Source organism: Gymnodinialimonas phycosphaerae (genome assembly GCF_019195455.1).
In the GTDB taxonomy this organism is placed as follows: domain Bacteria; phylum Pseudomonadota; class Alphaproteobacteria; order Rhodobacterales; family Rhodobacteraceae; genus Gymnodinialimonas; species Gymnodinialimonas phycosphaerae.
This window is the reverse complement of record NZ_JAIMBW010000001.1, coordinates 2963829-2987707: the sequence shown is the minus strand read 5'-3', so window position 1 is coordinate 2987707 and position 23879 is coordinate 2963829. Positions and strand designations below refer to the sequence as shown.

General features: G+C 64.8%; 24 protein-coding genes. 9 read left to right on the top strand and 15 right to left on the bottom strand.

The features are described 5' to 3' along the window. Nucleotides 1–54 precede the first annotated feature (54 nt). The 4 genes from tsaD to KUL25_RS14750 are packed head-to-tail and all read left to right on the top strand — an operon-like array spanning nt 55 to nt 2729. Entirely contained in the window at nt 55–1119 is a 1065-nt protein-coding gene (tsaD, locus tag KUL25_RS14765) for a tRNA (adenosine(37)-N6)-threonylcarbamoyltransferase complex transferase subunit TsaD (protein WP_257893625.1), read from the top strand. Beyond that, nucleotides 1116–2039 carry an NAD(P)H-dependent glycerol-3-phosphate dehydrogenase gene (locus KUL25_RS14760; protein ID WP_257893624.1) on the top strand — a complete coding sequence of 308 codons (924 nt, stop codon included), beginning with the start codon at nt 1116–1118 and terminating at the stop codon, nt 2037–2039. The genes tsaD and KUL25_RS14760 overlap by 4 nt, the downstream gene beginning before the upstream one ends. Nucleotides 2040–2043: 4 nt before the next feature. Continuing rightward, a complete protein-coding gene (locus KUL25_RS14755) occupies nt 2044–2316 on the top strand; it encodes a YciI family protein (protein WP_068356903.1) in 273 nt (90 codons plus the stop codon). Continuing rightward, entirely contained in the window at nt 2316–2729 is a 414-nt protein-coding gene (locus KUL25_RS14750) for an EVE domain-containing protein (protein ID WP_257893623.1), read from the top strand. The genes KUL25_RS14755 and KUL25_RS14750 overlap by 1 nt, the downstream gene beginning before the upstream one ends. Before the next feature lie 392 nt (nt 2730–3121). Here KUL25_RS14750 and KUL25_RS14745 read toward each other — a convergent pair whose 3' ends face one another. The 4 genes from KUL25_RS14745 to ahcY form a co-directional block, all read right to left on the bottom strand. Then, entirely contained in the window at nt 3122–3463 is a 342-nt protein-coding gene (locus KUL25_RS14745) for a DUF2853 family protein (protein WP_257893622.1), read from the bottom strand. Nucleotides 3464–3601: 138 nt separating this feature from the next. Continuing rightward, nucleotides 3602–4201 (bottom strand): HD domain-containing protein, encoded by a 600-nt coding sequence (locus tag KUL25_RS14740; protein ID WP_257893621.1) that lies wholly within the window; start codon nt 4199–4201, stop codon nt 3602–3604. Nucleotides 4202–4608: 407 nt separating this feature from the next. Beyond that, on the bottom strand, nt 4609–5211 hold the full coding sequence (locus tag KUL25_RS14735) for a VPLPA-CTERM sorting domain-containing protein (RefSeq protein WP_257893620.1): 603 nt from the start codon (nt 5209–5211) through the stop codon (nt 4609–4611). Between the two features lie 180 nt (nt 5212–5391). After that, on the bottom strand, nt 5392–6780 hold the full coding sequence (gene ahcY, locus KUL25_RS14730) for an adenosylhomocysteinase (protein ID WP_257893619.1): 1389 nt from the start codon (nt 6778–6780) through the stop codon (nt 5392–5394). A 247-nt stretch (nt 6781–7027) separates the two neighbouring features. On the opposite strand from ahcY, the gene KUL25_RS14725 reads away from it, so the two are divergent. The 3 genes from KUL25_RS14725 to KUL25_RS14715 all read left to right on the top strand — a co-directional run bounded on the left by KUL25_RS14725 (nt 7028) and on the right by KUL25_RS14715 (nt 9014). Then, nucleotides 7028–7675 (top strand): VPLPA-CTERM sorting domain-containing protein, encoded by a 648-nt coding sequence (locus KUL25_RS14725; protein WP_257893618.1) that lies wholly within the window; start codon nt 7028–7030, stop codon nt 7673–7675. Between the two features lie 263 nt (nt 7676–7938). After that, entirely contained in the window at nt 7939–8535 is a 597-nt protein-coding gene (locus KUL25_RS14720) for an HD domain-containing protein (protein WP_068360804.1), read from the top strand. Further along, a complete protein-coding gene (locus tag KUL25_RS14715) occupies nt 8532–9014 on the top strand; it encodes a GNAT family N-acetyltransferase (protein WP_257893617.1) in 483 nt (160 codons plus the stop codon). Before KUL25_RS14720 ends, KUL25_RS14715 begins: the two co-directional genes overlap by 4 nt. Before the next feature lie 53 nt (nt 9015–9067). On the opposite strand, the gene KUL25_RS14710 is transcribed toward KUL25_RS14715, so the two are convergent. Next, on the bottom strand, nt 9068–9229 hold the full coding sequence (locus tag KUL25_RS14710) for a hypothetical protein (RefSeq protein WP_257893616.1): 162 nt from the start codon (nt 9227–9229) through the stop codon (nt 9068–9070). Between the two features lie 94 nt (nt 9230–9323). Here KUL25_RS14710 and KUL25_RS14705 point away from each other — a divergent pair, with 94 nt between their 5' ends. Continuing rightward, complete coding sequence (locus KUL25_RS14705; protein WP_257893615.1) at nt 9324–10226, top strand: LysR family transcriptional regulator; 903 nt, start codon at nt 9324–9326, stop codon at nt 10224–10226. 11 nt (nt 10227–10237) lie between these two features. Next, nucleotides 10238–10624, top strand: coding sequence for a hypothetical protein (locus KUL25_RS14700; RefSeq protein WP_257893614.1), 387 nt, complete (start codon nt 10238–10240; stop codon nt 10622–10624). Here the strand turns inward: KUL25_RS14700 and KUL25_RS14695 are convergent. From KUL25_RS14695 to regB, 10 genes are all read right to left on the bottom strand, one after another. After that, on the bottom strand, nt 10621–10983 hold the full coding sequence (locus KUL25_RS14695; protein ID WP_257893613.1) for a hypothetical protein: 363 nt from the start codon (nt 10981–10983) through the stop codon (nt 10621–10623). The two genes, KUL25_RS14700 and KUL25_RS14695, sit on opposite strands and share 4 nt — an antisense overlap. Continuing rightward, nucleotides 10980–11540 (bottom strand): ActR/PrrA/RegA family redox response regulator transcription factor, encoded by a 561-nt coding sequence (locus KUL25_RS14690; protein WP_257893612.1) that lies wholly within the window; start codon nt 11538–11540, stop codon nt 10980–10982. The genes KUL25_RS14695 and KUL25_RS14690 overlap by 4 nt, the downstream gene beginning before the upstream one ends. Before the next feature lie 142 nt (nt 11541–11682). Further along, nucleotides 11683–12003, bottom strand: coding sequence for a thioredoxin (trxA, locus tag KUL25_RS14685; RefSeq protein ID WP_068360828.1), 321 nt, complete (start codon nt 12001–12003; stop codon nt 11683–11685). A 63-nt stretch (nt 12004–12066) separates the two neighbouring features. Continuing rightward, the gene (gene addA, locus KUL25_RS14680; RefSeq protein WP_257893611.1) at nt 12067–15435 is read right to left on the bottom strand and encodes a double-strand break repair helicase AddA; all 3369 of its coding nucleotides are present in this window, start codon (nt 15433–15435) and stop codon (nt 12067–12069) included. Beyond that, nucleotides 15428–18406: a double-strand break repair protein AddB gene (gene addB / locus KUL25_RS14675; protein ID WP_257893610.1), complete on the bottom strand. Its 2979-nt coding sequence runs from the start codon at nt 18404–18406 to the stop codon at nt 15428–15430. Before addB ends, addA begins: the two co-directional genes overlap by 8 nt. Then, on the bottom strand, nt 18396–19076 hold the full coding sequence (locus KUL25_RS14670) for a nucleotidyltransferase family protein (protein WP_257893609.1): 681 nt from the start codon (nt 19074–19076) through the stop codon (nt 18396–18398). Before KUL25_RS14670 ends, addB begins: the two co-directional genes overlap by 11 nt. Then, entirely contained in the window at nt 19073–19999 is a 927-nt protein-coding gene (locus tag KUL25_RS14665; RefSeq protein WP_257893608.1) for an aminoglycoside phosphotransferase family protein, read from the bottom strand. Before KUL25_RS14665 ends, KUL25_RS14670 begins: the two co-directional genes overlap by 4 nt. Then, nucleotides 19996–20538 (bottom strand): tRNA (adenosine(37)-N6)-threonylcarbamoyltransferase complex ATPase subunit type 1 TsaE, encoded by a 543-nt coding sequence (gene tsaE / locus KUL25_RS14660; protein ID WP_257893607.1) that lies wholly within the window; start codon nt 20536–20538, stop codon nt 19996–19998. The genes KUL25_RS14665 and tsaE overlap by 4 nt, the downstream gene beginning before the upstream one ends. Nucleotides 20539–20605: 67 nt before the next feature. Continuing rightward, entirely contained in the window at nt 20606–22285 is a 1680-nt protein-coding gene (locus KUL25_RS14655; protein ID WP_257893606.1) for a PAS domain-containing protein, read from the bottom strand. A gap of 94 nt (nt 22286–22379) precedes the next feature. Beyond that, the gene (gene regB, locus KUL25_RS14650; protein WP_257893605.1) at nt 22380–23804 is read right to left on the bottom strand and encodes a sensor histidine kinase RegB; all 1425 of its coding nucleotides are present in this window, start codon (nt 23802–23804) and stop codon (nt 22380–22382) included. Nucleotides 23805–23879 lie beyond the last annotated feature (75 nt).

Here is a 23879-nt window from a genome sequence, read left to right as displayed (position 1 = left end):
ACAAATCCCCGCGCTCAGGCAGCGAAGCGATAGCGCACAGACAAGGACCCGCTCATGTCCCTGACCATCCTCGGTATCGAAAGCAGTTGCGACGACACCGCCGCCGCCGTCTTGCGGGGCACGGGCGGCGACGTGGCGATCCTGTCCAACGTGGTGTCTTCGCAAACCGACCTGCACGCGGCTTTCGGTGGCGTCGTGCCCGAGATCGCCGCCCGTGCCCATGCCGAAACGGTGGACCTTGTGGTGGAGGAAGCGATTGCAGCAGCGGGCGTGTCGTTGCGCGATCTGGATGCGATTGCCGTGACCGCCGGGCCAGGCCTGATCGGTGGCGTTTTGTCCGGTGTCATGGCAGCGAAGGGACTGGCCTTGGGCTTGGGCAAGCCGTTGATCGGCGTAAACCACCTGGCGGGCCATGCCCTGACCCCGCGCCTGACCGACGGGCTGGCGTTCCCCTATCTTTTGCTGCTGGTGTCGGGCGGGCATTGCCAGTTCTTGCGGGTCGAAGGACCCGAGGCTTTCGTAAGGCTCGGCGGGACCATCGATGATGCGCCGGGAGAGGCCTTCGACAAGGTTGCGCGGCTCTTGGGCTTGCCGCAACCCGGCGGCCCTTCAGTAGAAAAAGCCGCCCGTGACGGCGATGCCGCGCGGTTCAAACTGCCGCGCCCGCTGATGGACCGCCCCGGATGCGACCTCAGCTTTTCGGGGCTGAAGACGGCGGTGTTGCGGGTCCGCGACGGGCTGGTCGAGACGAACGGAGGACTGACGGAACAGGACCGCGCCGACATCTGCGCATCGTTTCAGGCCACCGTGGCCTCCGTGCTGGCCGAGAAGTCGCGCCGGGCACTGGCCTTGGGCGAAGTCACGGCCTTTGCCGTTGCGGGCGGGGTAGCCGCGAACCAGACCCTGCGTCTGGCGCTGGAAACGGTCACGGACCTGCCCTTCGCCGCGCCGCCCCTGGCGCTTTGCACCGACAACGCCGCGATGATCGCCTACGCGGGATTGCTGGCGTTCGAGGGCGGGCGCGTGGATGGTATGGATCTTGTGGCACGGCCCCGCTGGCCGCTGGACACGACCGCGGCCCCGATGATCGGGTCGGGCAAGAAGGGGGCCAAGGCATGAAACTGGACGTGATCGGTGCCGGGGCCTTCGGCACCGGGCTGGCGATTGCCTATGAAAGGGCGGGGCTTGATGTGACGCTTTGGGCGCGGGATGCGGAAGCGTTGCGGGGCGGTCAGAGCCCACGATTGCCGGGGCATCCGCTGCCTGCGGGCGTGCGCGTAACCGGCGATCTGCGCGACTGCACGGCAGAGGTCGCGCTGATCGCGATCCCGACCCAGAGCCTCGCGGGCTTCGTGGCGTCCGGTGGGTTGACGGCCCGCGTGGCCGTTTCGTGTGCCAAGGGAATTGACCGCGCCTCGGGCCGTGGACCCACGGCGCTGCTCGCCGGTGCCGCGCCTGTTGTGGCGCAGCTTACGGGGCCCAGTTTCGCGGCGGACATCGCGCGCGGCTTGCCCACGGCCCTGACGATTGCCTGCGCCGACGCACCCGAGGGAAGGGCGTTGCAGGACGCGTTGAGCACGCCCACCCTGCGGCTCTACCGTACCGAGGACGTGATCGGGGCAGAGCTTGGCGGGGCGCTGAAAAACGTCATCGCCATCGCAGCGGGAGCGGTGATCGGAAAAGGGCTTGGCGACAGTGCCCGTGCTGCCTTGGTCGCCCGCGGATTTGCCGAGATGACGCGCTACGCCACGGCGAAGGGGGCCTTGGCGGAAACGCTCACCGGGCTGTCCGGCCTTGGGGACCTGGTGTTGACCTGCGGCTCGACCCAATCGCGCAACTTCCGCTTTGGGCAGGCGCTGGCCACCGGCGAAACCCTGCCCGAAGGCACCACGGTTGAGGGCCTGCACACCGCGCGGCAACTGGCCGCCTCCCCCGAAGACACCCCCATCGCCGACACGGTCGCGGCGCTTGCCGATGGCACCCTCGACATCGACGGCGCGCTCAGCCACCTTTTGTCCCGACCCCTCAAACCGGAGTAACCCGATGCTTTGCGCTCTGATCGCCACCGATAAACCCGGCCACCTGCAAACCCGCCTCGATAACCGCGACGCGCACCTGGCCTATGCCCGGGACAGCGGCAAGCTGGTGATGGCGGGGCCGTTCATCGATGCCGATGGCCAGATGTCCGGGACGCTGCTGGTGATCGAGGTCGAGACGATGCAGGACGCCTATGACTTTGCCGATAACGACCCCTATGCCAAGGCTGGCCTGTTCGAGAAAGTCCGGATCGAGCAATGGAATAAGGTGATCGGCTGATGGCTTACTGGCTTTTCAAATCAGAACCCTCTGTCTGGGGCTGGGACGATCAGGTCGCCAAGGGCGACGCGGGCGAGGAATGGGACGGGGTGCGCAACTATCAGGCGCGCAACTTCATGCGTGACATGGCGGTGGGCGACCGGGGGTTCTTCTATCACTCTCAGTCAGAGAAGGCAGTGGTCGGGATCGTGGAAGTGATCGCCGAGGCGCACCCCGACAGCACCACCGACGACGAGCGCTGGGAGTGCGTGGACATCAAGGCGGTGAAAGCGCTGCCCACGCCGGTGACATTGGACCAGATCAAATCGTGCGAGGATCTGGCGGATATGGTGCTTGTGAAGAATTCGCGCCTGTCTGTGCAGCCCGTCTCGGACGTCGAATGGCAGATCGTCTGTGAGATGGGCGGACTGTAACCACCGCGCGCCAAAGGCTTTTCCAAAAGCCTTATCAGGCCCTTGCAAGGGCCTGTCCAAAACTCTTGAAAGAGTTTTTTGCGCCCGTGGCGGCCGGGTGTCTGCTGTTCGATAGGGCACAGAGGTGCGCATCGACTTGAGAAATGCGCATAAAAATGGGAGGTCCCGACCCCTCAGGACCCCCCATTCACCCACGCGTGGCCTCGCTCCACTCGTGTATCTGAATTTGGGTCCGCCATGCTGGCCGGACGGGTGATGTGTAGCTCGAAACGCGTCGGGCGCGCAAAGGAAATACCCGTCGCATTTGACTCGAAACAGCCCCTCCACGAAAAAGGCCCGCCCAATCCGGGCGGACCCCTACTGTCAGATATGGGTCGGCTCAGCCATTGGCCCTAGCCGTAGATGCTCTCTTTGCCGAAATGCTTGGTCAGCATGTAGTAGACAACGGCGCGGTATTTGTTGCGCTCGGATTTGCCGTAGGTCTCGATGACCGAATGGATGGCTTCCATCAGATTCGGCCCATCGGGCAAGCCCAGTTTCTTCATCAGGAAGTTCTTCTTCACCGTCTCCAGCTCGGAGGGCTGGCTGCCTGCCACGGTCGAGGCGTCGGCATCGTAAATCGCAGGGCCGCAGCCCTTGGTCACTTTTTCCAGCAGCGCCATATCCGGCTCCATCCCGCACTTGTTGCGCAGGTCGTCGGCATATTGTACGATCAGATCGTCACGTTTTCCCATTGGATTTTCGTCCCCCGTAGATGGTTTATGTCTTGCAGCTGACCGCTTGGGCCAAGTGGCCCAAACGTTAACCGCAGGGCATGGGCGCTTGAAAGGAAAACTTGCGGGGACAGTGAACCCGGCGCTCCCCTGCGTTTGTTAAGCAACTAATGGCGAGATAACGCCGTCGCGCAGGACATCCGCGCCATGGGCCTTGCGTCCGAAGACCTCTCGCACCATCGGCTCGAAGTGCTCCAACGGCTCGCTATCGTAGTCCGGGTCGAAACTGGCCTGATCCCACCGCTCGCAGAAGGTCGCGCAGCTGTCGAAACAGGGGTGGTCGCGGTAGTGGTCGCGGGCGTTGCGGTCCCAGTTGTAGTGATGCGCATAATAGAGCATCTGGAAGATGCCGTGATGCTCGACCACCCAGGCGACATCCCAGCGCACGAAGGGGCGGATCACCTCTGCCGACAGCCGATCGTGGTTTTGGGGCGCCAGCCCGTCGCCGATATCGTGCAGCAACGCGCCGACAATCCAGTCGAGGTCCGCTCCGTCGCGCTCGGCCCGTGTGGCCGATTGTACGGCGTGTTCCAGCCGGGTGATGCGGTAGCCCTCAAGCGTCACATGTTCTTGCCGCCGCAACTCGTCCAACACACGATCCGCAGTCAGCGCCAGGAACGGTTTCTCCAGCCGCTCCAACAATTCGTACTCGGCCTTGGTGCCGTCTTTCATCTGGGTGAAATTGACTGTCTCGGCCATGGGCAATCTCCTGCGGCGATGAATATCCCACTTTTTCCGCATATCGTTAACCCTTTCGCAACCCCGCCAGAGGACACCTATGGGCGGTTAACCCATGCCGCGTGCCCAAAAGGCCGTTGCATGCCCACGACGATGGTCACTTGCTGGATACCTAAGACCACCCCCACCCCCTGACGGGCCGAACGGGTGCAGGATGTCTGGCATCGGATCGCGCATCATTATCCGGGCGTTCGGGGCTTACATCCCGGGCGTCAGCGACTGCCGCATGACGCGGCGCCGCGTTCCTCTACTTGTCCTGTGTTGTACGACAGCACGACCCGATCCTGAGCGTCACAAACCAAAAAAGCCGACCCCATCGGGCCGGCCTTTGGTTTCTTTTCTTCGCGGCACAAAAGTGCCCGCGCGGGTTACGCCTGTGCGCGGCCCTTGCGGCGGGCGACAAACCCGGCCGCACCAAGGGCCCCCAACAACAGCGGCAAACCTGCCGGAAGCGGAATGGGCGACGTGTCAAAGCTGGCGACCTGGTTCGCGAAAGCGCGAATCGTCGAGGTGTTGCCGACCAAATGGCTGAAGCGCAGCGTGCCGCTGGTATATGCGTAGGACGACACACCACTGAACGCGACCGAGAAGCCGACAGCGTCAGGCACCAGTTGCAACCCCGAGACCGAGCCGTCTACGAAACCCAGTGTCGGCCCGTTGGACCCTCCACCGCTTGACGTCGCAAGTGCGCCTGTCGGAATCGACGTGAAAAAGCCAGGACCCTCCGTAAAGGTTGCCGGGCCGGAGGAGCTGACATCACCGATGATGAACCAGTCAAATCCCTGACCCAGGGTCCAGCTGTTGTCGTTGTTATCCAACGTCAGCAGGAAATCGTACTGGTGGCTGCCGGTGCCCAGATCCGTCTGAATATAGTCCAGCCGCCAAGGCGTTGCAGACGCCATCCCGGTGGCGAATGCCAACGCCACAAGGGCACCGCCAGCGGCTTTGATAAGTGTTTTCGTAAGTGACATGTTGTGTTCCCAGGTTTAGTCCAATTGAATTTTCGTAGAATTGTAGTCAATTCCGCCGCACTTCCATCGCTTCGGATTGTGTCATGACTAGGCCTGCATTGCGGCCCAAAGCGCCTTCTTCCCATGAAAAGAGCCGTCCCTGCGCTGGGACGGCTCTTTTCGTTTGCTCTCGGATCTCGCTTAGTAGCGGTAATGCTCTGGCTTGAAGGGGCCGTCCTGGGGCACGCCGATGTAATCGGCTTGCTCCTTGTCCAGCTGCGTCAGCTTCACGCCGATCTTCGCCAGATGCAGACGCGCGACCTTCTCATCCAGCTTCTTGGGCAGGATGTAGACCTGATTGTCATACTCGTTGCCGCGCAGCCACAGCTCCATCTGCGCCAGCACCTGGTTGGTGAACGACGCGGACATCACGAACGACGGGTGGCCCGTGGCGTTGCCGAGGTTCAGCAAGCGCCCCTCCGACAACAGGATCAAGCGGTGCCCGTTGGGCATCTCGATCATGTCCACCTGCTCCTTGATGTTGGTCCACTTGTGGTTCTTCAGCGCGGCGACCTGGATCTCGTTGTCGAAGTGGCCGATGTTGCCGACGATCGCCATGTCCTTCATCTCGCGCATATGCTCGATGCGGATGACGTCCTTGTTGCCCGTGGTGGTGATGAAGATATCGGCGTCGGACACGACATCTTCCAGCAGCACGACCTCGAAGCCGTCCATGGCGGCCTGCAAGGCACAAATCGGATCGGCTTCCGTCACCTTCACGCGCGCGCCCGCGCCGGACAGCGACGCCGCCGAGCCCTTGCCCACATCGCCGTAGCCCAAAACGACGGCAACCTTGCCGGCCATCATCGTGTCCGTTGCGCGGCGAATGCCGTCGACCAGCGATTCCTTGCAGCCGTACTTGTTGTCGAACTTCGACTTGGTGACGCTGTCGTTCACATTGATCGCGGGGAACGGCAATTGCCCGTTCTTCTGCAGATCATAGAGGCGATGCACCCCGGTCGTCGTTTCCTCGGACACGCCCTTGATCTGGTCACGCATCTTGGTGAACCAACCGGGGCTGGCCTCCATGCGCTTCTTGATCTGCGCCTTGATCGCGACTTCTTCCTCGGATCCGGGGACCGGAATGATCTCTTCCCCCGCCTCGGCGCGCGCTCCCAGCAGGATATACAGCGTTGCATCGCCGCCATCGTCCAGGATCAGGTTCGGGCCGTCCTCGAACAGGAAAGAGCGGTCCAGGTAATCCCAATGCTCTTCAAGGCTTTGGCCTTTGATCGCGAAGACCGGCACGCCCGACGCGGCAATCGCCGCCGCCGCATGGTCCTGGGTCGAGAAGATGTTGCACGAGGCCCACCGCACGTCCGCGCCGAGGTCAACCAGCGTTTCGATCAGAACTGCCGTCTGGATCGTCATGTGAAGCGAGCCGACGATGCGCGCGCCCTTCAGGGGCTTTTCCGCGCCGTATTCCTCGCGCAGCGCCATCAGGCCCGGCATTTCCGTTTCAGCGATGTCCAGTTCCTTGCGGCCGAACTCGGCCAGCGCAATATCCTTGACGATATAATCGTTGCTCATCTGAGTATTTCCTCTGCTCTGAAGCTTGGTCAGCCCCTACCAGCGGACACCGTCAAAAACAATCTGGCACATGCAACTCTTCTCAGGTGCCATGGCAACTGTTTCCGAATTTGAAACAACGCGATTTCGGGCAGGGTTTGCGTCGGCGATATCTTGCTCAGAGGTTAACCTAACGTTAACATGAGCCGTCTGTTGGAGGCACTCATAGCGATAATCGACCATTTTGCTTACCACCTGGGGAATAGTAATGACATTTTTAACGACACTTAGAGCCATCGTCGGCGCAGCCGCATTGTCCTTGATCGCAGGCGCCGCCAGCGCGTCGACCATGACATTTGCGGACTTGAGCTTGTCCGGCGATTTCACGCACACTGATGAGGTTACAGTTTGCCCATTTGGTTGCTTCACGATCCCGATCCCATCAATCGGCACGGCTAACGGGTCTATTTCTGGCAATCTCTACGGCAACACGTCAATTGTTCGGGCTTACACCCTGACGTACGATCTGTCCGCGACATGGAATGGCTCGACCGAAAGCGCGAGCGGCGCCATCGACATTCCCTTGGCCTTTTCGATCGATGACGTCCTTGCGTCTTTCGGCGCCTTGGTCGGGTCGACTGGCCCAGTGTCTGCCGTGACTCCCATCGGGGCTTTTGCGTCCAGCGGTCTCACGATCACGCCGACCTCCATCAACGGTGACTTCGGGTTTATTCTTGGCGGTCCGATTTTCGAGGACTTTGCTGACTTCGTTGGCCTGTCCGGCAACCAGTCCGGTTCGGTCCAGGCAAACTTCGCCCTTGTCGCAGCTATCCCATTGCCCGCATCATCGGTGCTGCTGGTCTTTGGCCTCGGCGGCATGGTCGTAGTCGGCCGACGCCGCCGCATGGCAGCCTAGCCTGGTAAGCTTTCGCGCGATGGGACACGCAAGATGGCGACATCTTTTGTCTCAATCGCGGTGAAAGCGGCAAAAGTTACGCAAACGCGTCAGGGCCGTTCCCAAGAAAGGGGCGGCCTTTATTATTTGGGGGGACGCCAGCGGCGATGTCCTGGCGCTTTGCGGGCCTTCCTACTTGGTGAGACAGGGGGGGGCGGGGCCTTGGGGGCTGGCGCCCCGGGGCGGCTTTGCTACAAACACTCTGACCCGAACGGAGCGAGCCGATGCCAAAACCCCAACCCCGCGCGTGGCAACGCATGTTGTCGGGCCGCAGGCTTGACCTGCTGGACCCCACGCCGATGGATATCGAGATCGAGGATATCGCCCACGGCCTTGCCTTCGTGGCGCGTTGGAACGGCCAGACCCACGGCGATTTCGCGTATTCCGTGGCCGAGCATTCGATCCTCGTGGCCGACATCCACGCCCGCTTGGCGCCCGGTGGCCCGGTGAAATGGCAATTGGCGGCCCTGCTGCACGATGCGCCGGAATATGTCATCGGGGACATGATCTCGCCGGTGAAGGCCGCTGTCGGCCCCGGCTACGGCGCGTTGGATGATCGGCTGACAGCGGCCATCCACCTGCGCTTCGGCCTACCCGCCGTGCTGCCGAAATCGGTGAAGATGCTGATCAAACGGGCCGACAAGATCTCGGCCTGGCTGGAGGCGACGCAATTGGCCGGGTTCGACGCAAAGGAGGCCGACAAGTTCTTCGGCCACCCTGATCAGGGCGTCATCGACGGCTTGACCCTGCACCTTCGCCCCCCTGCACAGGTTCGCGCCGATTTCACGAAACGCCACAAATCGCTGTTGGAGGCCCTATGATCATCCGCCCCGCCCACGACCTTGATGCCGGGGAAATGGCCGCGCTGTTGCGGGAGATCATCGCCATCGGCGGCACCACCGCCCTTACCGGAGAGGTCAGCCGCGACGACATTCTTGGATGGATGAGCACCCCGCGTGACGGGGCCGCCTGGCACGTCGCCGAAACCGAGGAAGGCGAGATTCTCGGCTTCCAATACATCCGGCCCAACGCGGACCTGCCGCCCGAGGCGGTCAATATCGCGACATTTGCCAAGCCCGGCCGGCAGGGCCTTGGCATCGGCTCTAGACTGTTCGAGGCCACGCGCAAGGTCGCGAAGGACCTGGGCTACACGTGGATCAACGCCGATATCCGGGCCGACAACGAAAGCGGGCTGGCCTACTACCAGTCCCGCGGGTTCGAGGATTATGGCCGGATCGAGGGCTATCGGATGGCCGACGGGAGAGTGGTCGACAAGATCCTCAAGCGCCTCGACCTGTGAGGGCAGCCGATCCGGGGTCGGCTGCACATCAAACTTACAAGACGCCTGCAAGCCTACAGGATGCCGGTCTGGCGCAGCCACCGGCGTTGATCCTGCAAGTCGCGCCTCTTTTCGTCGAAAGTGCGGTGATCGTGGTCCGTCCAATGGGACGGCGCATCCCAGCCCTTATCAGTGCGGGTTGCGATATTGAGGCTATGGGCAAGAATTCCAAACATGGCGTGTTCCTTTCGAACTGATGCCTCCTTGGTACGGGGTTGCGCTTCAATTACCGAATCCGCAATACTGACGATATGTTAGATCATGTGACATATGGATTGGCGTGACATCCCCTCCCTCTCGGCGCTGCGCGCGTTCGAAGCGGCCGCGCGCCTGGGGTCACTCTCGGAGGCGGCGCGGGCGCTGAACGTGACCCACGCGGCCATCGCCGCCCATGTGCGTGCGCTGGAAGCTGAATTCGGCCAGCCCCTGCTGCGCCGATCCGGGCGGGGCATGGTGCCCACGCAGGCGGGCACGGAACTGGCCCGTGACCTTGGCAACGGCTTCGCCGAGATTGCCGCCGGGGTGCGCGCCCTCAGACAAGGGCGCGAGGATCGCCCCGTGATCCTGACCACCACGCCCAGTTTTGCCGAAAACTGGCTGATGCCCTGCCTTGCGGCGTTCTGGTCCGCGCATCCTGACGTCCCCCTGACGGTGCAAACCAGCCAGAAGATCGTGGACCTGCGGCGCGACGGCGTGGACCTTGCGATCCGTCACGGCAAAGGGCCGTGGCCGGGCGTGGACGGGGTCGTGCTGACCCACGCCAAGATGGTGGTGGTGGGCAAGCCCGGCCGGTACGGGCCCTTGCCCGAGGACCCGACCAGCGCCGCCGCTTGGGAATGGGTCAAGGGGCTGCCGTGGCTGCTGGACCTGTCGCACGTCGAATTCAATCAGCGCCTTGAACGGCTGGGGGTAGAGCCTGCCGGGCTGACCGCCACGGCCCTGCAATCCAACGCCCTGGTGTTACCCGCCTGCCGGGGCGGTGTAGGAGTGTCGGCGCAACCTTTCGCGTTGGTAGAGGCCGATATCATCGATGGCCGCCTTGAAGTGCTGGCGGAAGAAATCGACAGCGACTACGCCTATCACCTGTTGCACCTGCCCGGGCCGCTCAGCCGCAGGGCGCAAACCTTCGTCACATGGATGCGCCGCGATGCCCGATGCATCGTGGGCAACTGACAGGAACCGAAATGTCCCGCTACACAGGATTCACCCGCGTTGCCGCAAGCTTCGACACGATGGAGATTCGCATGGCCGTCGCGGCGCTGGAGGGGGCGGATTTCACCGTGATCGCACCGGGCATGCAGATGACCGATACGCTGCCGATGAACGCGCTGGCGTTCGGCCCGATGGAGATCTACGTGATCGACCCTGAAGCCGACGAGGCGGCCGCGTTATTGCAAGCGATCGCCAGCGGCACCGTGATCCCCCACGATCAGCGTGACCTGGTTGAAGACGCCGACGATAACCGCAAGGCGCGCCGCAAAAGCTGGATATCCAACCTGTTCGGTTTCTTGCTGGCCGGGGTGTCCGCGCCGCTGAAAGGCCTGTCGGTGGACCGCAAGCGCCGCGACTAACCCAGCGGCACGCAGGTCTGCCCGAAGCGGGTGTCGCCATTGGCCGATTGCGCCGGGTCCGGCGTGCTCCACCCCGCGAAGGCGCCGTTGCGAAACACCAGAAGTGGCCCGTCCTGCCAGCGATAGGCGCTGTTGGCGGCGGCGTCACAGGGAAGCTCGGTCGGGGTGCGGCCTTGCAGGCGCGTCATCGTTTCTATCACCCCGGCGCGGTCGCGCCCGAAGTCGATCCGTTGGCCGGTGCCGACCGCCTCGATCCCACCGGAGTCAAAACGGATCGGAACGACGGGGCCTTGTGCCACGGGCGGCGCGCCGGTGCTGACACAGGCGGTCAGCAGCAGGGGCAGCGCCAGTGCCTTCATCGCGGAGAGCGTTTGGCGAGGATGCGCTGCAACGTCCGGCGATGCATGTTCAGCCGCCGCGCCGTCTCGGACACGTTGCGGTCACACAATTCGTAAACGCGCTGGATATGTTCCCAACGCACACGATCCGCCGACATCGGATTTTCCGGGGGCGGGGGCATTTCCTCTTCCTCGGCCAGCAGGGCGGAGGTGATGTCGTTGGCGTCAGCGGGCTTGGACAGGTAATCCGTCGCGCCCATCTTCACGGCGGCCACCGCCGTGGCGATCGCGCCATAACCCGTCAGCACAACGATCCGCGTGTCGGGGCGCTTTTCGCGCAGGGTTTCCACCACGTCCAATCCGTTGCCGTCCTCCAGCCGCAGGTCGATCACGGCATAGGCCGGCGGGCGCGCGGTGGCGATGGCGGTGCCAGCGGCGACAGACCCGGCGGCTTCAACCTCAAACCCGCGCTTTTCCATGGCCCGTTCCAGACGGCGCAGGAACGGTTCATCGTCATCGATGAGCAGCAGCGACTTGTCCGGCCCGATGTCTCGGAGATTGCGGTCGTTCGATGCCATGGTGATCACTCCTGAGGGATTTACCTCAAGTTATAGGAATAAAAGGGATATGGTCAAACCGTCGCAGGTGAAACAATCGGCATTTTGCAGCAAAAAAGGGCACCGAACGGGCGCCCTTTTCGATCATCCGCGATGACAGGCCTCAGACGGCGTCGTCGATCCACTTTTGCAGCGCCGCCTTGGGGGCCGCGCCGACCTTGTTCGAGACGACCTCGCCGCCATTGAACATGAACAGCGCCGGGATGCCGCGCACGCCCAGTTGCATCGGCGTCGCGCCGTTTTCATCCACGTTCAGCTTCACGATTTTCACGCGGCCGGCATATTCGTCCGACAGCTCTTCCAGGGCCGGGCCGATCTGCTTGCAGGGGCCGCACCATTCGGCCCAGAAATCAACGACAACGGGGATGTCGGACTGGATCACTTCGGTTTCAAAAGTCGCGTCGGTTACAGCGGTGGTCGCCATGGGTCAGGCCCTCCAGGGTGGGGTGATGTCGGGGTCGGAACGTATGGACGCGGGCTGGGGGCGTCAAGCACAGCTTGCGCGTTTGAGCGCGGCAGACACGATATCGTGTGGCAAAGCCATCAAATGGGCGGTGCGTGACCAAAGAATTGCGGTGCAGATATCGCGATCGGGATAGATCGCGGCCAGGATCTCGGCATAGGCACCCATCTGGCGCAGGACGCCTTCGGGCGTGTCCTGCGGTGTGGCGGGCACCGTTGCGTTGGTCTTGAAATCCACTGCGGTGACACGCGTGGGCGTCACGATCAGCCGGTCGATGATGCCGATCACGTCGGCTTGCAGCGTTTGGGAATAGCCTGTGATCTCCACCTCGGCCAGCGAGGCATCGGTGAACAGGTCTGCAAGGTCGGGCGCGGTCAACACGCGCGTCGCCTCCTCCAGCATGGGGGCAAGGGCGTCGGGCGGCAGATCAGGGGCCTCCAACGCGGCGATGCCGGGGGCGGCAGCGGGCCAGGCGGCGGGGGGCAGGTGCGGCAGATGTTCCAGCAAAAGGTGGGTAATCGTGCCGCGCTGCATCGCGGTGTCGGTTTCGTCGCCCACGCCGGGCAAGGCCTTGGCCCCGCCAAGGTCCGACGGATTGCGCGCCGGTTTGTCCTTCACCGGTGCGGGCGCAGGCGTGGTCGCATAGGCGGGAAGGGCGGCGCGCGTGCTGTCAGAGCTTGCGGGCTTTGTGCCCTTGGGCCAGTCGCCGGTTTGCAGCCGCAGCCCAGGTTCCGGCAGCCCGCCGACAGTCAGGGGCATGGCCCCCATCGCGTCCATCGCGTCGGCAACGATCTTGTACCACGAGGCATCGTCCGCCTGGCCCAACCCGCCGGACGCCGCAACGATCAGCCATGTTTCCGCCCGTGTCAGGGCCACGTAAAGCAGGCGGTTCGCCTCTTCCGCATCGCGTTGTTTCCTTGCCTCGGCGGCCGCCAAAACGGCGTCGGTCTCGTCGCCTTTTCCGGGGGACCAGACCAGCGGGCCATCGTCTGGCTGCAACAGCGTCACCGTGCCGGAACGACTGGAATGTTGCGCGCAATCGGGCAGGATCACCACCGGGGCCTCCAGCCCCTTGGCGCCGTGAACCGTCATCACGCGGATCTGGCCGGTGGCCTGGGACAGGTCCCGCTTCACCTGCACGTCACCGGAATCGAGCCAACCGACAAAGCCCGTCAGCGACGGCACCTCTGTCGCTTCATAGGCCAGCGCCTGGGCCAGCATCGCGTCCACGGCGTCCTCGGCCTCGGGTCCCAGCCGCGCGATCATCCGCCGCCGCCCGTCGTGGCGGATCAAGGCGCGTTCCAGCAGGTCGTAGGGCTTGTCGAAGTCCGTCCGATCTCGCAGGTCGCTGAGCATTCCGTGGGCCTCGGGGAAGTCATCGGCGCGGTCGCGCATCGCAGACCAAAGGAATCCGGGGCGGCCATGGGCAAGGTCGTAAAGCTGCGCTTCCGACACTCCGCACAGGGGCGACCGCAGCACGCAGGCCAAGGACAAATCATCCTCGGGCGTGGCGAGGAACCGACACAGCGCCATCAGGTCCTTCACCGCCAAAGGCGAGGTCAATTGCGAGCGGTCGACTCCCGCCACGGGCAAATGCGCGCGCTTCAATTCAGCGATGATCTTGTGAAACAGCGGAGAGCGGGAGCGCACGAGGATCAGGATATCGCCCGCCGTCAGCGCGCGCGTCTTGCCGTCCACCTCGATCATTGGCGGGGCCTCGATCATCGCGCCGATCTGCTCGGCCAGGGTCTTGGCCAGCACCGAGGAATGGTGATCCTCGCTTACCAGGTCCTGCGGATCGTCCCACGCGGGCTTTGTCGTGGTCTCCCCCTTGGGGATATGCGGCCACAAATCCACGCGCCCCGGCTTGGCGTCGAAGAACGCCCTATGCGTGATCTCGTCCCCCAGGCCGGGCGCGCCAAGGCCTTCGGCAACGCGGTCCACCAGCGCCAGGATCGGCGCGGCAGAGCGGAACGAATGGATCAGGGCGGCGTCCTGAAACGGGGCGTTGATTTCCTCCAGGCGGGCTTTGAAATGCGCCCGCATGCGGTCGAATTCCGACGGGTCGGCCCCTTGGAACGAGTAGATCGATTGTTTCTTGTCGCCGACCACGAAGATCGTGCGCTGCACGTCCGCCCGCGCACCTTGCCCGGCGGCGAAATCCTCGGCCAGGCGCTGCACGATGTCCCATTGGCGCGGCGCGGTGTCTTGCGCCTCATCGACCAGAATATGGTCGATGCCGCCATCCAGCCGGAACAGCACCCATTGTGCCACCTTGCTGACGGACAAAAGCGCGCGGGTCTTGTCGATCAGGTCGTCGAAGTCGAGCCAGCCGCGCGCCTCTTTCGCGCGGGCATAGGCGGGCAGGAAGCGGGCGGCGAACTGGTGCAGCGCGTGGGTTTTCCGCGCCGTCTCAAGGCCCGTGCGCAGGGGGCGGGCCTCGGCGATGCGTTCTGCAAGATCGTTGAGCGCCTCTGCCGCGGCGCCCATCGCCTTGCGCACCTTGGCGTTGGCAATGCCGTCGATCCGGGGCTGACCCTGTTTCGCCCCGGATTGGAACACGAAAATGCGCTCCAACTCCTTGAGCGTCTCAACCGTCGGCGGGTCCAGATCCAACGCCGCCAGATCGTCGCCCAGTTTCACATGGGTCTTCGTCTTGGGGTCGAGGTGCGTGCGCAGGACGTGGAACAAATCCGCCTCGTCGCCGGTAAGGGCCGTGGCGAAGATGTCTTCCTCGGTCAGCCCCACATCGATGCCCGCGAAGTGGCAGATCGCGTCCCAGTCGGCGGGCGTACTCAGCGCCTCGGCATGGCCTGCCACGTTCTTGGCCAACGCGATGATGCCATCGTCGCCCGACAGATACGGCGCGACGAAATCAAGCGCCTCGCGGCCTGCCTCCGTCTCGGCCATGTCGTCCAGCAGATCGGCCAGAAGCCGCGCCTGCACGCGCTCGTCGATCTCGGTGAAGGCGGGGCTGACGCGGGCCTCCAGCGGGAAGCGCCGCAGGACCGAGGCGCAGAACGAATGGATGGTCTGGATCTTCAGCCCGCCCGGCGCCTCGATCGCGCGGGCAAACAGCGTGCGGGCGCGGTCCAGCAGGTCCGGGTCCAGCCGCGCCGTGGGCACGCCGATGGCGGTCAGCGTGTCGTGCAAGGCACCGTCGTCCTTCATTGCCCAGGCACCGAGGCGCGAGAACAGGCGGTTCTGCATCTCCATCGCGGCGGCCTTGGTGTAGGTCAGGCACAGGATACGCTCGGGCGGGACACCATCCAGCAACAGCCGCGCCACGCGGTCTGTCAGAACGCGGGTCTTGCCCGAGCCCGCATTCGCCCCCAGCCAGGTCGAGGTGGCGGGATCAGCGGCAATGGTCTGGGCGCGGGTGGCGTCATCCATGGGTTTTCTCCCCAACCGCGATCACCGACGCGTCCATCGTCTCATCCCATTCCCCCAACCGCGCAAGGTGATCGTAGTCCCCCGCATAGGTTGTTTTCTTCGGGGATCGGCGTGACGTGAACCCCACAAGCGGCTGTCGGTAGTGGGTGATCAACTCCCTCAAACCGGCAAGCGTTTCTTCCAGAAGGCCCGCGTCAAAGTCCTGCACCCGGACCTCGGGCCTGGTGCCAAGCCCCACATAGGCCAGCCGCGCCACGTCCAGCGGGCGGTCCGCAAAGGCCCCGCCGCGCCCCATCAGCGCCAGCAGGAGCAACTGCTTGTTATAGGCGATTTCCACCTTGTCCGTGGGCAGGTTGCCGGTTTTGTAGTCATAGATCGCCACCGCCCCGTCGGGCAGGCGGTCGATCCGGTCGGCGATCCCGGAAAGCGTCAGCCCAAGGCCCGGCACGTCCCATGTCTTGCGTTCTTCCAGCACCCATGGCTCGGCGAGCGCCCGGAATCCCGCCTCTTGCACCAGGTACCAGGGCAGGAGCCGCTGCAAGCGGTCGCGCCACAAATGCCGGGCGGCGGGCCAAGGGGCCTCGTCCTCTAGGACCGCCTCGGCGATTGCCATGAATTGCCCGCCCGCATCGGGGGGGAGGTCCGTGGGCGTGGCGACAATGAACTGCTCCAGGATCTTGTGGATGACGTTGCCGCGCAGGCGCGCGTCGGGGCTGGCGCGCAGGGGATCGAGGGGGCGCAGGCCCAACATGCGCGCGGCATAAATGGCGTAGGGGTCGCGGATCAAACGCTCGATATCGGTGACGGACAACCGGGTGAGCCGCGCGGTGTTCTGCGGCGCGGGGGCGGGGCGCGGGGCGGGGGCGACAGAGGTGTCGGGCGTGGTGGTGTCGGGCGTGGTGAGGGTTTCGGCCAGCGCCAGCCAATCTTCGCCGCGCCTGCGCATGTCCTTCAGCGCCTGCGCTGCCTCATCGCTGGCGCCCCCCAGCAGGTTCACAAGGCGGTTGAGCCAACGGGCCGGGACGGTATCTGTTTCATCATCGCGCCGGGCGCGGGACAGCCAGACCTCGTGGCCCGCGATGCCTTGCTGGAAATCATGGGCGGACAGGCCGATCACGCGGTCCGGCAGGCGCAGGCCGGCCGTGGCCCGCAGGGGCCGGTTCAACCAGGGGTCCGCGCTGGCGGCTTGTGGCCAGGTCCCTTCGTTCAACCCTGCAAGGATCGTCACATCGGCCCCCTGCACGCGGGCTTCTTGCGTGCCCCAGATCAGCACATCGGCATGGGGGCGCAAAGCGAAGCGGACCTCGCGGTCATGGGCCAGCGCGGTGAAGAAGTCTGCATAGTCCCGCGCCGACATGGCCCCGCCGGACGGCGCGTCGGCGGTCAGATCGCGCAACAGTTTGACCGCCGCAGCCCCCGGTTCCTTGTCGTAGAGTTCGCCCGCGTCAGGCTGTCCCGCGCCCGCCGCCAAGGCATCTGCGCGGGTCTTGTGCAGGGCAAGGCGGTTTTCCAGCGGCATCGGCGCGCGGTCCACGGGGGCCAGCAGAGTGTCGGACAGCCACGTGACCCAGGCGATGGCCCCCTCGTCGTCTTTGCGCGCCTCGGCCCATGTCATCAACGCGGCACGCGTTGGAAAGGCGAGGCCCTTGCGCAGGACCTGAAGTTCCAGATCCTGGGTCCGAAGCTGGTGTTCGCCCCGATCCGCGCCGGAATGGCAGAGGGGATGTTTCAGCAAGGCCACCATCGCTTCGGACGTGACCGGAGCGGTCATCGCATCGGCCACCTGTCGCAGGAAACGGCCTGGTGCTGTCTGGGCCAACACGTCCCCCGCGCTGTCGTCGGGCTTGATCCGCCAGCGGTCGAGCTGTGCGGTAACCTTGCGCGCCAGCCGCCTGTCGGGTGTCACCAGCGCGACCCGCTGGCCGTCTTCGATCGCGCGGCGCATCCGCAAGGCGATGGTGGTGGCCTCGATCTGGGGGGAGGGGGCTTCCAGCAGGGTCACCCCCGCCATGGCACCCTTGACGTCGGCAAGCCTCGGCCCCTCCGTCCGCCATTGATTGGTCACGGGCGCAGGGCGCAGGGCCAGCGACACCACCGCGTTGCGCGCGGGGACTGCGGGCGCGGCGCTGCCCCAAAGCGCGACCTGCGCCGGGTCGAGGTCCATCGCGTCGAGCAATTTCGCCAATCGAAATTGCGGGTGGTCTTCCCCCGCCAAGCCGCTGCGCCGTCCATCAAGCAACCCGCGCCAGATCGCGCTTGGCATGTCCCGGTCGATACCGGGCAGGATCACGGCGCCCTGGGGCAGCTTTGCCACCGCCTCCATCAGCCGGAACGTCGCCCGCCGCGACCCGGTAGAGCCCGCGACGATCACCGGATGGCTTGGCGGGCTCAACTTCCATTGGGCGACCAACCGTTCCACCACCTGCGCCTGCCGTGCCTCTGGCGTGGGCTTGTCGCCCGCCGCGATGACCTGCTGCGCGATGCCAAGGAAATCGCGGGCGCGGGCCCAATGCTCGGAATGCTCGCCCATGTCGAGGGACGCGATATCGGCCGGGGTGACGCCTTCCTCCACCATCTCGCCCATGAAATCCGCAAGGCTGTCGGCAAGGTCATAAAGAGCTGCGCGCGGGGCCAGATCGGGGTTGGCGTCGATCAGCTTGGCGATCAGTTGCGCCAGTTCCAGCCGCAGGGCCAGCGGCGACATGGCGGGGGCCAGCCCCTCCAGATCCGCCGTTTCGGCCAGGGACAGGACAGGCCGAATGCGCGGCAGCAGGCCGGGACCGCGCTGGGCGTAAAGCGCTTGCAGGCGGCGCTGCATCCGGCCGTTGGCGACGTGGATCTCGACCCGCGCGAGGGCCTCGGGCCCCTGCCCGTCCAGCGCCATGTCGAGGCCGTCGATCAGTGCGGTGCAGAAGTCCACGCCAAGGGGCGTGGCGAAGACGCGCGGGCGGGGGGAGGGGTCAAAAAACATGCAACATCTCCTCGGCGATCCTGATGCCGTCGGGGTGGCCCACGTCGGCCCACTGACCCTTGTGAACAAGCCCGAAGAGGCGCCCTTGGGCGGCGTAGGCCTGCCAGATATCGCGCAGCGAAAAGACGTCGCGCGGGTCACTCAGGCACGGCGCGGGGTCAAGGATCTGCGCACCGGTGTAGACGTAGGTATCGGGCGATTTGTCGAAGCTCAGCCGTCCGTCAGCGCCCATCGCGAAATCGCCGCCACCAAGGCGCCCGATGGCCTGCGCACGGGGCACCAGCAGCAGAAGCGCGCCCATCCTGGCGGGATCGAACGCCGCGCGCAGCAGTGGGATCGGCGCCGTGCCGGTCCACACGTTATCGGCGTTGAGCGTGGCCATGGGGCCTTTGGGCATGCTTTGGGCGGCCCGTTTCACGGCTCCGCCAGAGTCCAGAATATCGGGCTGTTCGTGCTGCACCATGATGCCGCGCCCATGAAGATGCTGCACGATCTGGTCGGCGTTGAAGTGGGCGTTGACGGTGATCGGCGCGGCACCCTCGGCGGCCTCCAGCGCATGGTCCAGCAGCGTGCGGCCGGCGACTTGGATCAGCGGCTTCGGGCGGTCCGCCGTCAGCGCCCCCATGCGGGTGCCAAACCCGGCAGCGAGGATCAGGCACGGCAAACTCATGGCGCGCCCCAATGGTTGGTGCGGTCCAACAATTCGGCTACCGGCGCTTGCAGGGTGGGAATCGCTTCCGCGGCGCGGGCGATCAGGGTGCGGGTGCGCGGCAGGAACGCCGCGTAGGCGGGTTTGCCGAAGTCCGTCGACAGGCGGCGGAAGATGCCAAGGATGCGCAGATTGCGTTGCAGCGACAGGGTCGCGATGCGGGAAGGAGTGCTGTGGGCGGCGATCAGATCAGCGCGCCAGGCCTCGGGCACCTCGCGGCGCGGGTCGTCCAGCAGCGAGGCCAGATCGTAGCCGTCGGGCATCAGCAGCGCATCCTGGAAATCAAGCAATCCAACGCGGGCGTGGCCTTCGCGATTCGGAAGCCAGATCAGGTTTTCGGCATGAACATCGCGCAGCGACAGGACAGGCGCGCCGGGTGCCTCGGTGACAAGCGCGTCCGTCAGCGCTGCCATCAGCGCGTCGCGCAGGGCGTCGCTGTCGGGCAGGAAATCGAAGGTCAGGCGTGTCATTTCCGCCATCTCTGCGGCATCAGGGGCAGAAAGGCCCTCGGGCGGATGCGACTTGAGCCGTGACAGCAAGTGGGCCGTGGCGGCGTAGGCCGTGCGTGCCGTGTCGGGGTTGTTCTCCAGCAGGCGTGCGAGTGTCAGGTCGCCCAGATCTTCCATCAAGATCAGACCCTTGGCGCGGTCGGCGGCATATTCCTCGGGTGCGGAGAGGCCCAGGCCGCTCAGGTGCGTAGCCACGACACGGAAGGCATCAAAGCTGGTTTCGTCGGCAGGGCGTTCCATCGGTGCATCCATCACGATCGCGGTGCGGGCACCTTGGGTCAGGCGTGTGTAGAGCCGCTTGGAGGCGTCGCCCGCCAGGGGCGTGGCGGCGGCCTCTGCCCACCCGGCGGCCTTCAGAAATGTGCCGTGGCTCATGGGTGCAGCACCTGCGCGAGACGGGCCGCGAGGGGCGTATCGGGGGCAGCATGGAGGGTGACGCCGCGGGTGTCGTCGGACTGACGCGAGAGGTGCAAAAGCGCGGCGCCTTCGGGCCAATCGGGGGCCAGCCGATCGGGCCATTCGATAAGACAAATCGCGTCATCCAGCGCCCCGTTCATGGCGTCGTCGAGGCCCAACTCGAACACGTCTTCCGGCGCGCCAAGACGGTAGAGATCCGCGTGCCAAAGGGTGCCCGCGTTGCCCTCATAAGTCTGCACAAGGGTGAAGGTCGGGCTGGGAACGGGCTCGTTCGGGTTGCCAAGGCAGGCGCGGATCAAGGCGCGGGCAAGGTGGGTCTTTCCGGCACCCAGCGCGCCCGAAAGCAGCAGCGTATCACCTGCCTCGACCACCCGCGCGATCCGCGCGGCAAGGGCATCGGTGGCCTCGGGCGAGGGCAAGACGACGGTGTCCACCGGCGGCCAATCGGGCAGGCGGGGGGCGTCGGTCTGGGGCAAGGGGATCATCGGCTGCGTCATCGTGGGCGCAGCCTAAACGGGATCTTCGGGGAATTGAATCGAAACCAGCCGCCAATCAGGCGTGGGATCAAGCGCGGCGTTGCGCGCTGCGTTCCGTTTGCGCCCGTGCGGCATCCAGAAGGGGCGTTGCTGAGGCGGGGGTCAATTCCGCCAGCGGGTCAGACTGGCTGACATCCAAGGGCAGGAACTGGACCACCGTGGCGCGCCCGCGCGTCGGCGCCATGCGCACCGCAAGGCGCACGCCATCCAGTGTTTCGACCGCTTCCACCCATGGCCCACGCTCGACCTCGTGACCGACGAATTGGCGGATCTCGCCCCAGACGCGGCTGGGTTTGCAGCGCGCCGACCATTCGACACAGGCCTGGTTCAGGTGTGGCATCTGCGCCAGGACCTGCGGATCCTGCCCCCAAAGCCGCCCATAGCCCTCATTCGCGCCGACCATCGCGCCATCGGCCTGGAACACGGCAATTGCGACGGGGACGGCATCGAGCACCGCCTGGAACATCTCCAGATCGGCGCGGAACTGGCGGGTGAGCGAAACCTCGGCGCTGATGTCTTCGAGCATGAAGGCAATGGCACCGTCGGGATGCGGGCGACCCATGACGCGGAATGTCTTGCCCTCGGGCAACTCCCACAACTGATGGTAGGTGCCGTTTTCGGCCCCCTCTTCCAGTTGCGCGATCTCATCGCGCCAAGAGCGGTAATCGCGCGGCTCGGGCATGCGCTTCTTCTCTCGCAACTGGTCCAGAAACGATTTCAGGTCGGGGCGGGTCGTCAAGAACTCGGCCCCCGCTTGGGTCAAGGCCACGAGGGCGGGGTTGAACGTCACCAACTGCCGCTTGCGATCGAACACGGCAAGGCCCACCGGCAGGGCGGCGAAGGTCTTGGTGGTGGTCTGAAGAAACTCGCGCAGGCTGGTCTCGGCGCGCACCAGACGGTCGGCGGGCTGTGCGGTGAACAGGGCGGTGCCGCCGGGCAGCGGATCGCGGCTGACCTCGTACCACGTCGGTTCATCCCGGTCGGGCATGGCGATCTTGCAGCGCCGAAACGTGCCGTCCGAGGGCGCATGTTCCAGCTCGGACGCGAAGATCCGGGGCAGGGGCCAACCGGGCGCTTCGCCGCCGCGCAAACGTTCCACCAGGTCGAAATAGGCGGCGTTGGCCCATGTCACACGGGCGCTTTCATCCTCGCGCCACATCGGCGCGACGCCGGTATCCATGGTTGCCCGAAGGTCCGAAAGCTCGGTCTGGAGCGCGTCAAGGGTTGCGGTTTCCACGGCCTGCCGACCTTCGCCATCGCCCGCCGGGCCGACAGAGAGGGTCAGGACATCTTCATCCTCGATCCGGCCAGCGATAAACACGGCATCGGATCCAATGCGTCCGTCGATCAGAAAGGCATCACCGCGGTCTTGCAGCGCGTCAACGTTCGCCTGAAATTCGGGGCTGAGGGGGGTCAGCGATGACACCAGACGCCGAAAGGCCATGGTGCGGTCGACGCCGCAATCCAGAAAAGCATCATCGGGCGCAACATCCGAAAGCATATAGCCCTCTCGGAACTGGTAACGTCGCAAGACGTCAGTGCCGCTGGTCTGCGCCGAGTTGGCCGCGCCGGCGTAGGGCGAGGAGGATCGACTGGCCAGCAGCCGCGTCGTGAGAACGACGGCAATGGCCGCCGTCGTGAAGGTAATCGCAATGAAGATCAGCGTTGCGGCGTTGTCCAACACCCGTACCCCGTTTTTCTGCCCCATCTGAAAACATGGGGTAAAACAGTTAACGGCAGGTTAATGCAGGCGCTGCGCCGCTGGGGCGATGGTTTCCGTTTTGGAAGCAATCTCAAGCATATCAGTCCATTATCGGCATGTTGGGCCCCAATGCGCCGCTCGACTGAGCGTCGGGAGATTGGATCGAGGCTTCTGGCCAGATCACCTTGACCCGCGCGCCCAGGCGGCCGTGGGTGTCATCCTCGGTCAGGAAGGGGTCGGCGACGTTGATGAATTGCACCTTCGCGCCGGACCTCTCCAACAGGGTCTTGGCGATGAACAGGCCCAGACCCATCCCCTGGTAGCCCGGCCGCAGATCCTGATCGACCCGGTTGCGCCGCCGCAGGAATGGATCGCCCAAGCGGCCCAACAGATCCTGCGGAAAGCCGGGGCCATCATCGGTGATGGTCAGGCGAATGAAGCCGTCGCCCCACTCGGCATCGATCCAGACCCGCGCCTCGGCGAAATCGACCGCGTTCTGGATGAAGTTGCGCAATCCGTGGATCACCTCGGGTTTGCGCCAGACATAGGGCTGCTGCGAGGGGTCCAGATCGGCGATGCCGTCGACAGGATGAAAATCGTAGTGCAACTCGATCCCACGATCGGCATGGGGGTCTGCCGCCTCCTGGATTACGGCCCCCAAAGGGGCGCGGCGCAGGTGAAGGTCGTCCTTCCCCGCCCGCCCCATGGAGCGCAGGATATCGCGGCAACGATCCGCCTGGTCGCGGATCAGTGTCACGTCTTCGGCTAACGTGGGTTGGTCCGAGAGGTCATCCAGAAGCTCGGTCGCGACCAGCTTGATGGTCGCCAAAGGCGTGCCCAATTCATGCGCTGCTGCCGCGATCACGCCGCCCAGATCGGTCAACTTCTGCTCGCGCGCGAGGGCCATTTGCGTGGCCAGAAGGGCTTGGCTCATGCGGTGAGTTTCAGAGGCCACGCGGCGGGCATAGGCGGACAGGAACACGATGCCGATGACAAGCGACACCCAGAAGCCGAGAATGAACAGGCCGGGCAGCGCGAGAACCTCGCCGCTGAGCGTGGTAAGGGGCAGATGCCACATGCTGAGGCACGTGATCATGAAGATCGCCAAAACCCCCAGGATCACGGTGGACCGCATCGTCAGCGCCGTGGCCGAAATGGTGACGGGGGCCAGGATCAGCAGCGAGAACGGGTTGTTGAGGCCCCCGGTCAGGAACAGAAGAAACGACAACTGCGCCAGATCGAACAGCAGGGTCAGCATCGCGTCGCGGTCGCTGAGGCGCTGGTTTTCAGGGAAAATCGTCAGCGCCACGAGGTTCGACACAACCGAGGCCCCGATCGCCAGGAAGCACAGGCCGATCTCGACCCGCAATCCGATATAGAACGCCGCCGTGACCACGGCGATGGTCTGGCCCAGGATCGCCAGCCACCGCAGGACCAGAAGCGTGCGCAGGCGCACCCAATCCACACGACTGTCCTGCTGCACCAGCATCAGGGCGGGGTCGTTTGCCGGATCTATGATAGCCATGGGGCGGGGCATCCTGTCACATCAAAGGGGTCATGAATTGTTAGGCGGGTGCAACTAGGTAATCAACGCGGTGAC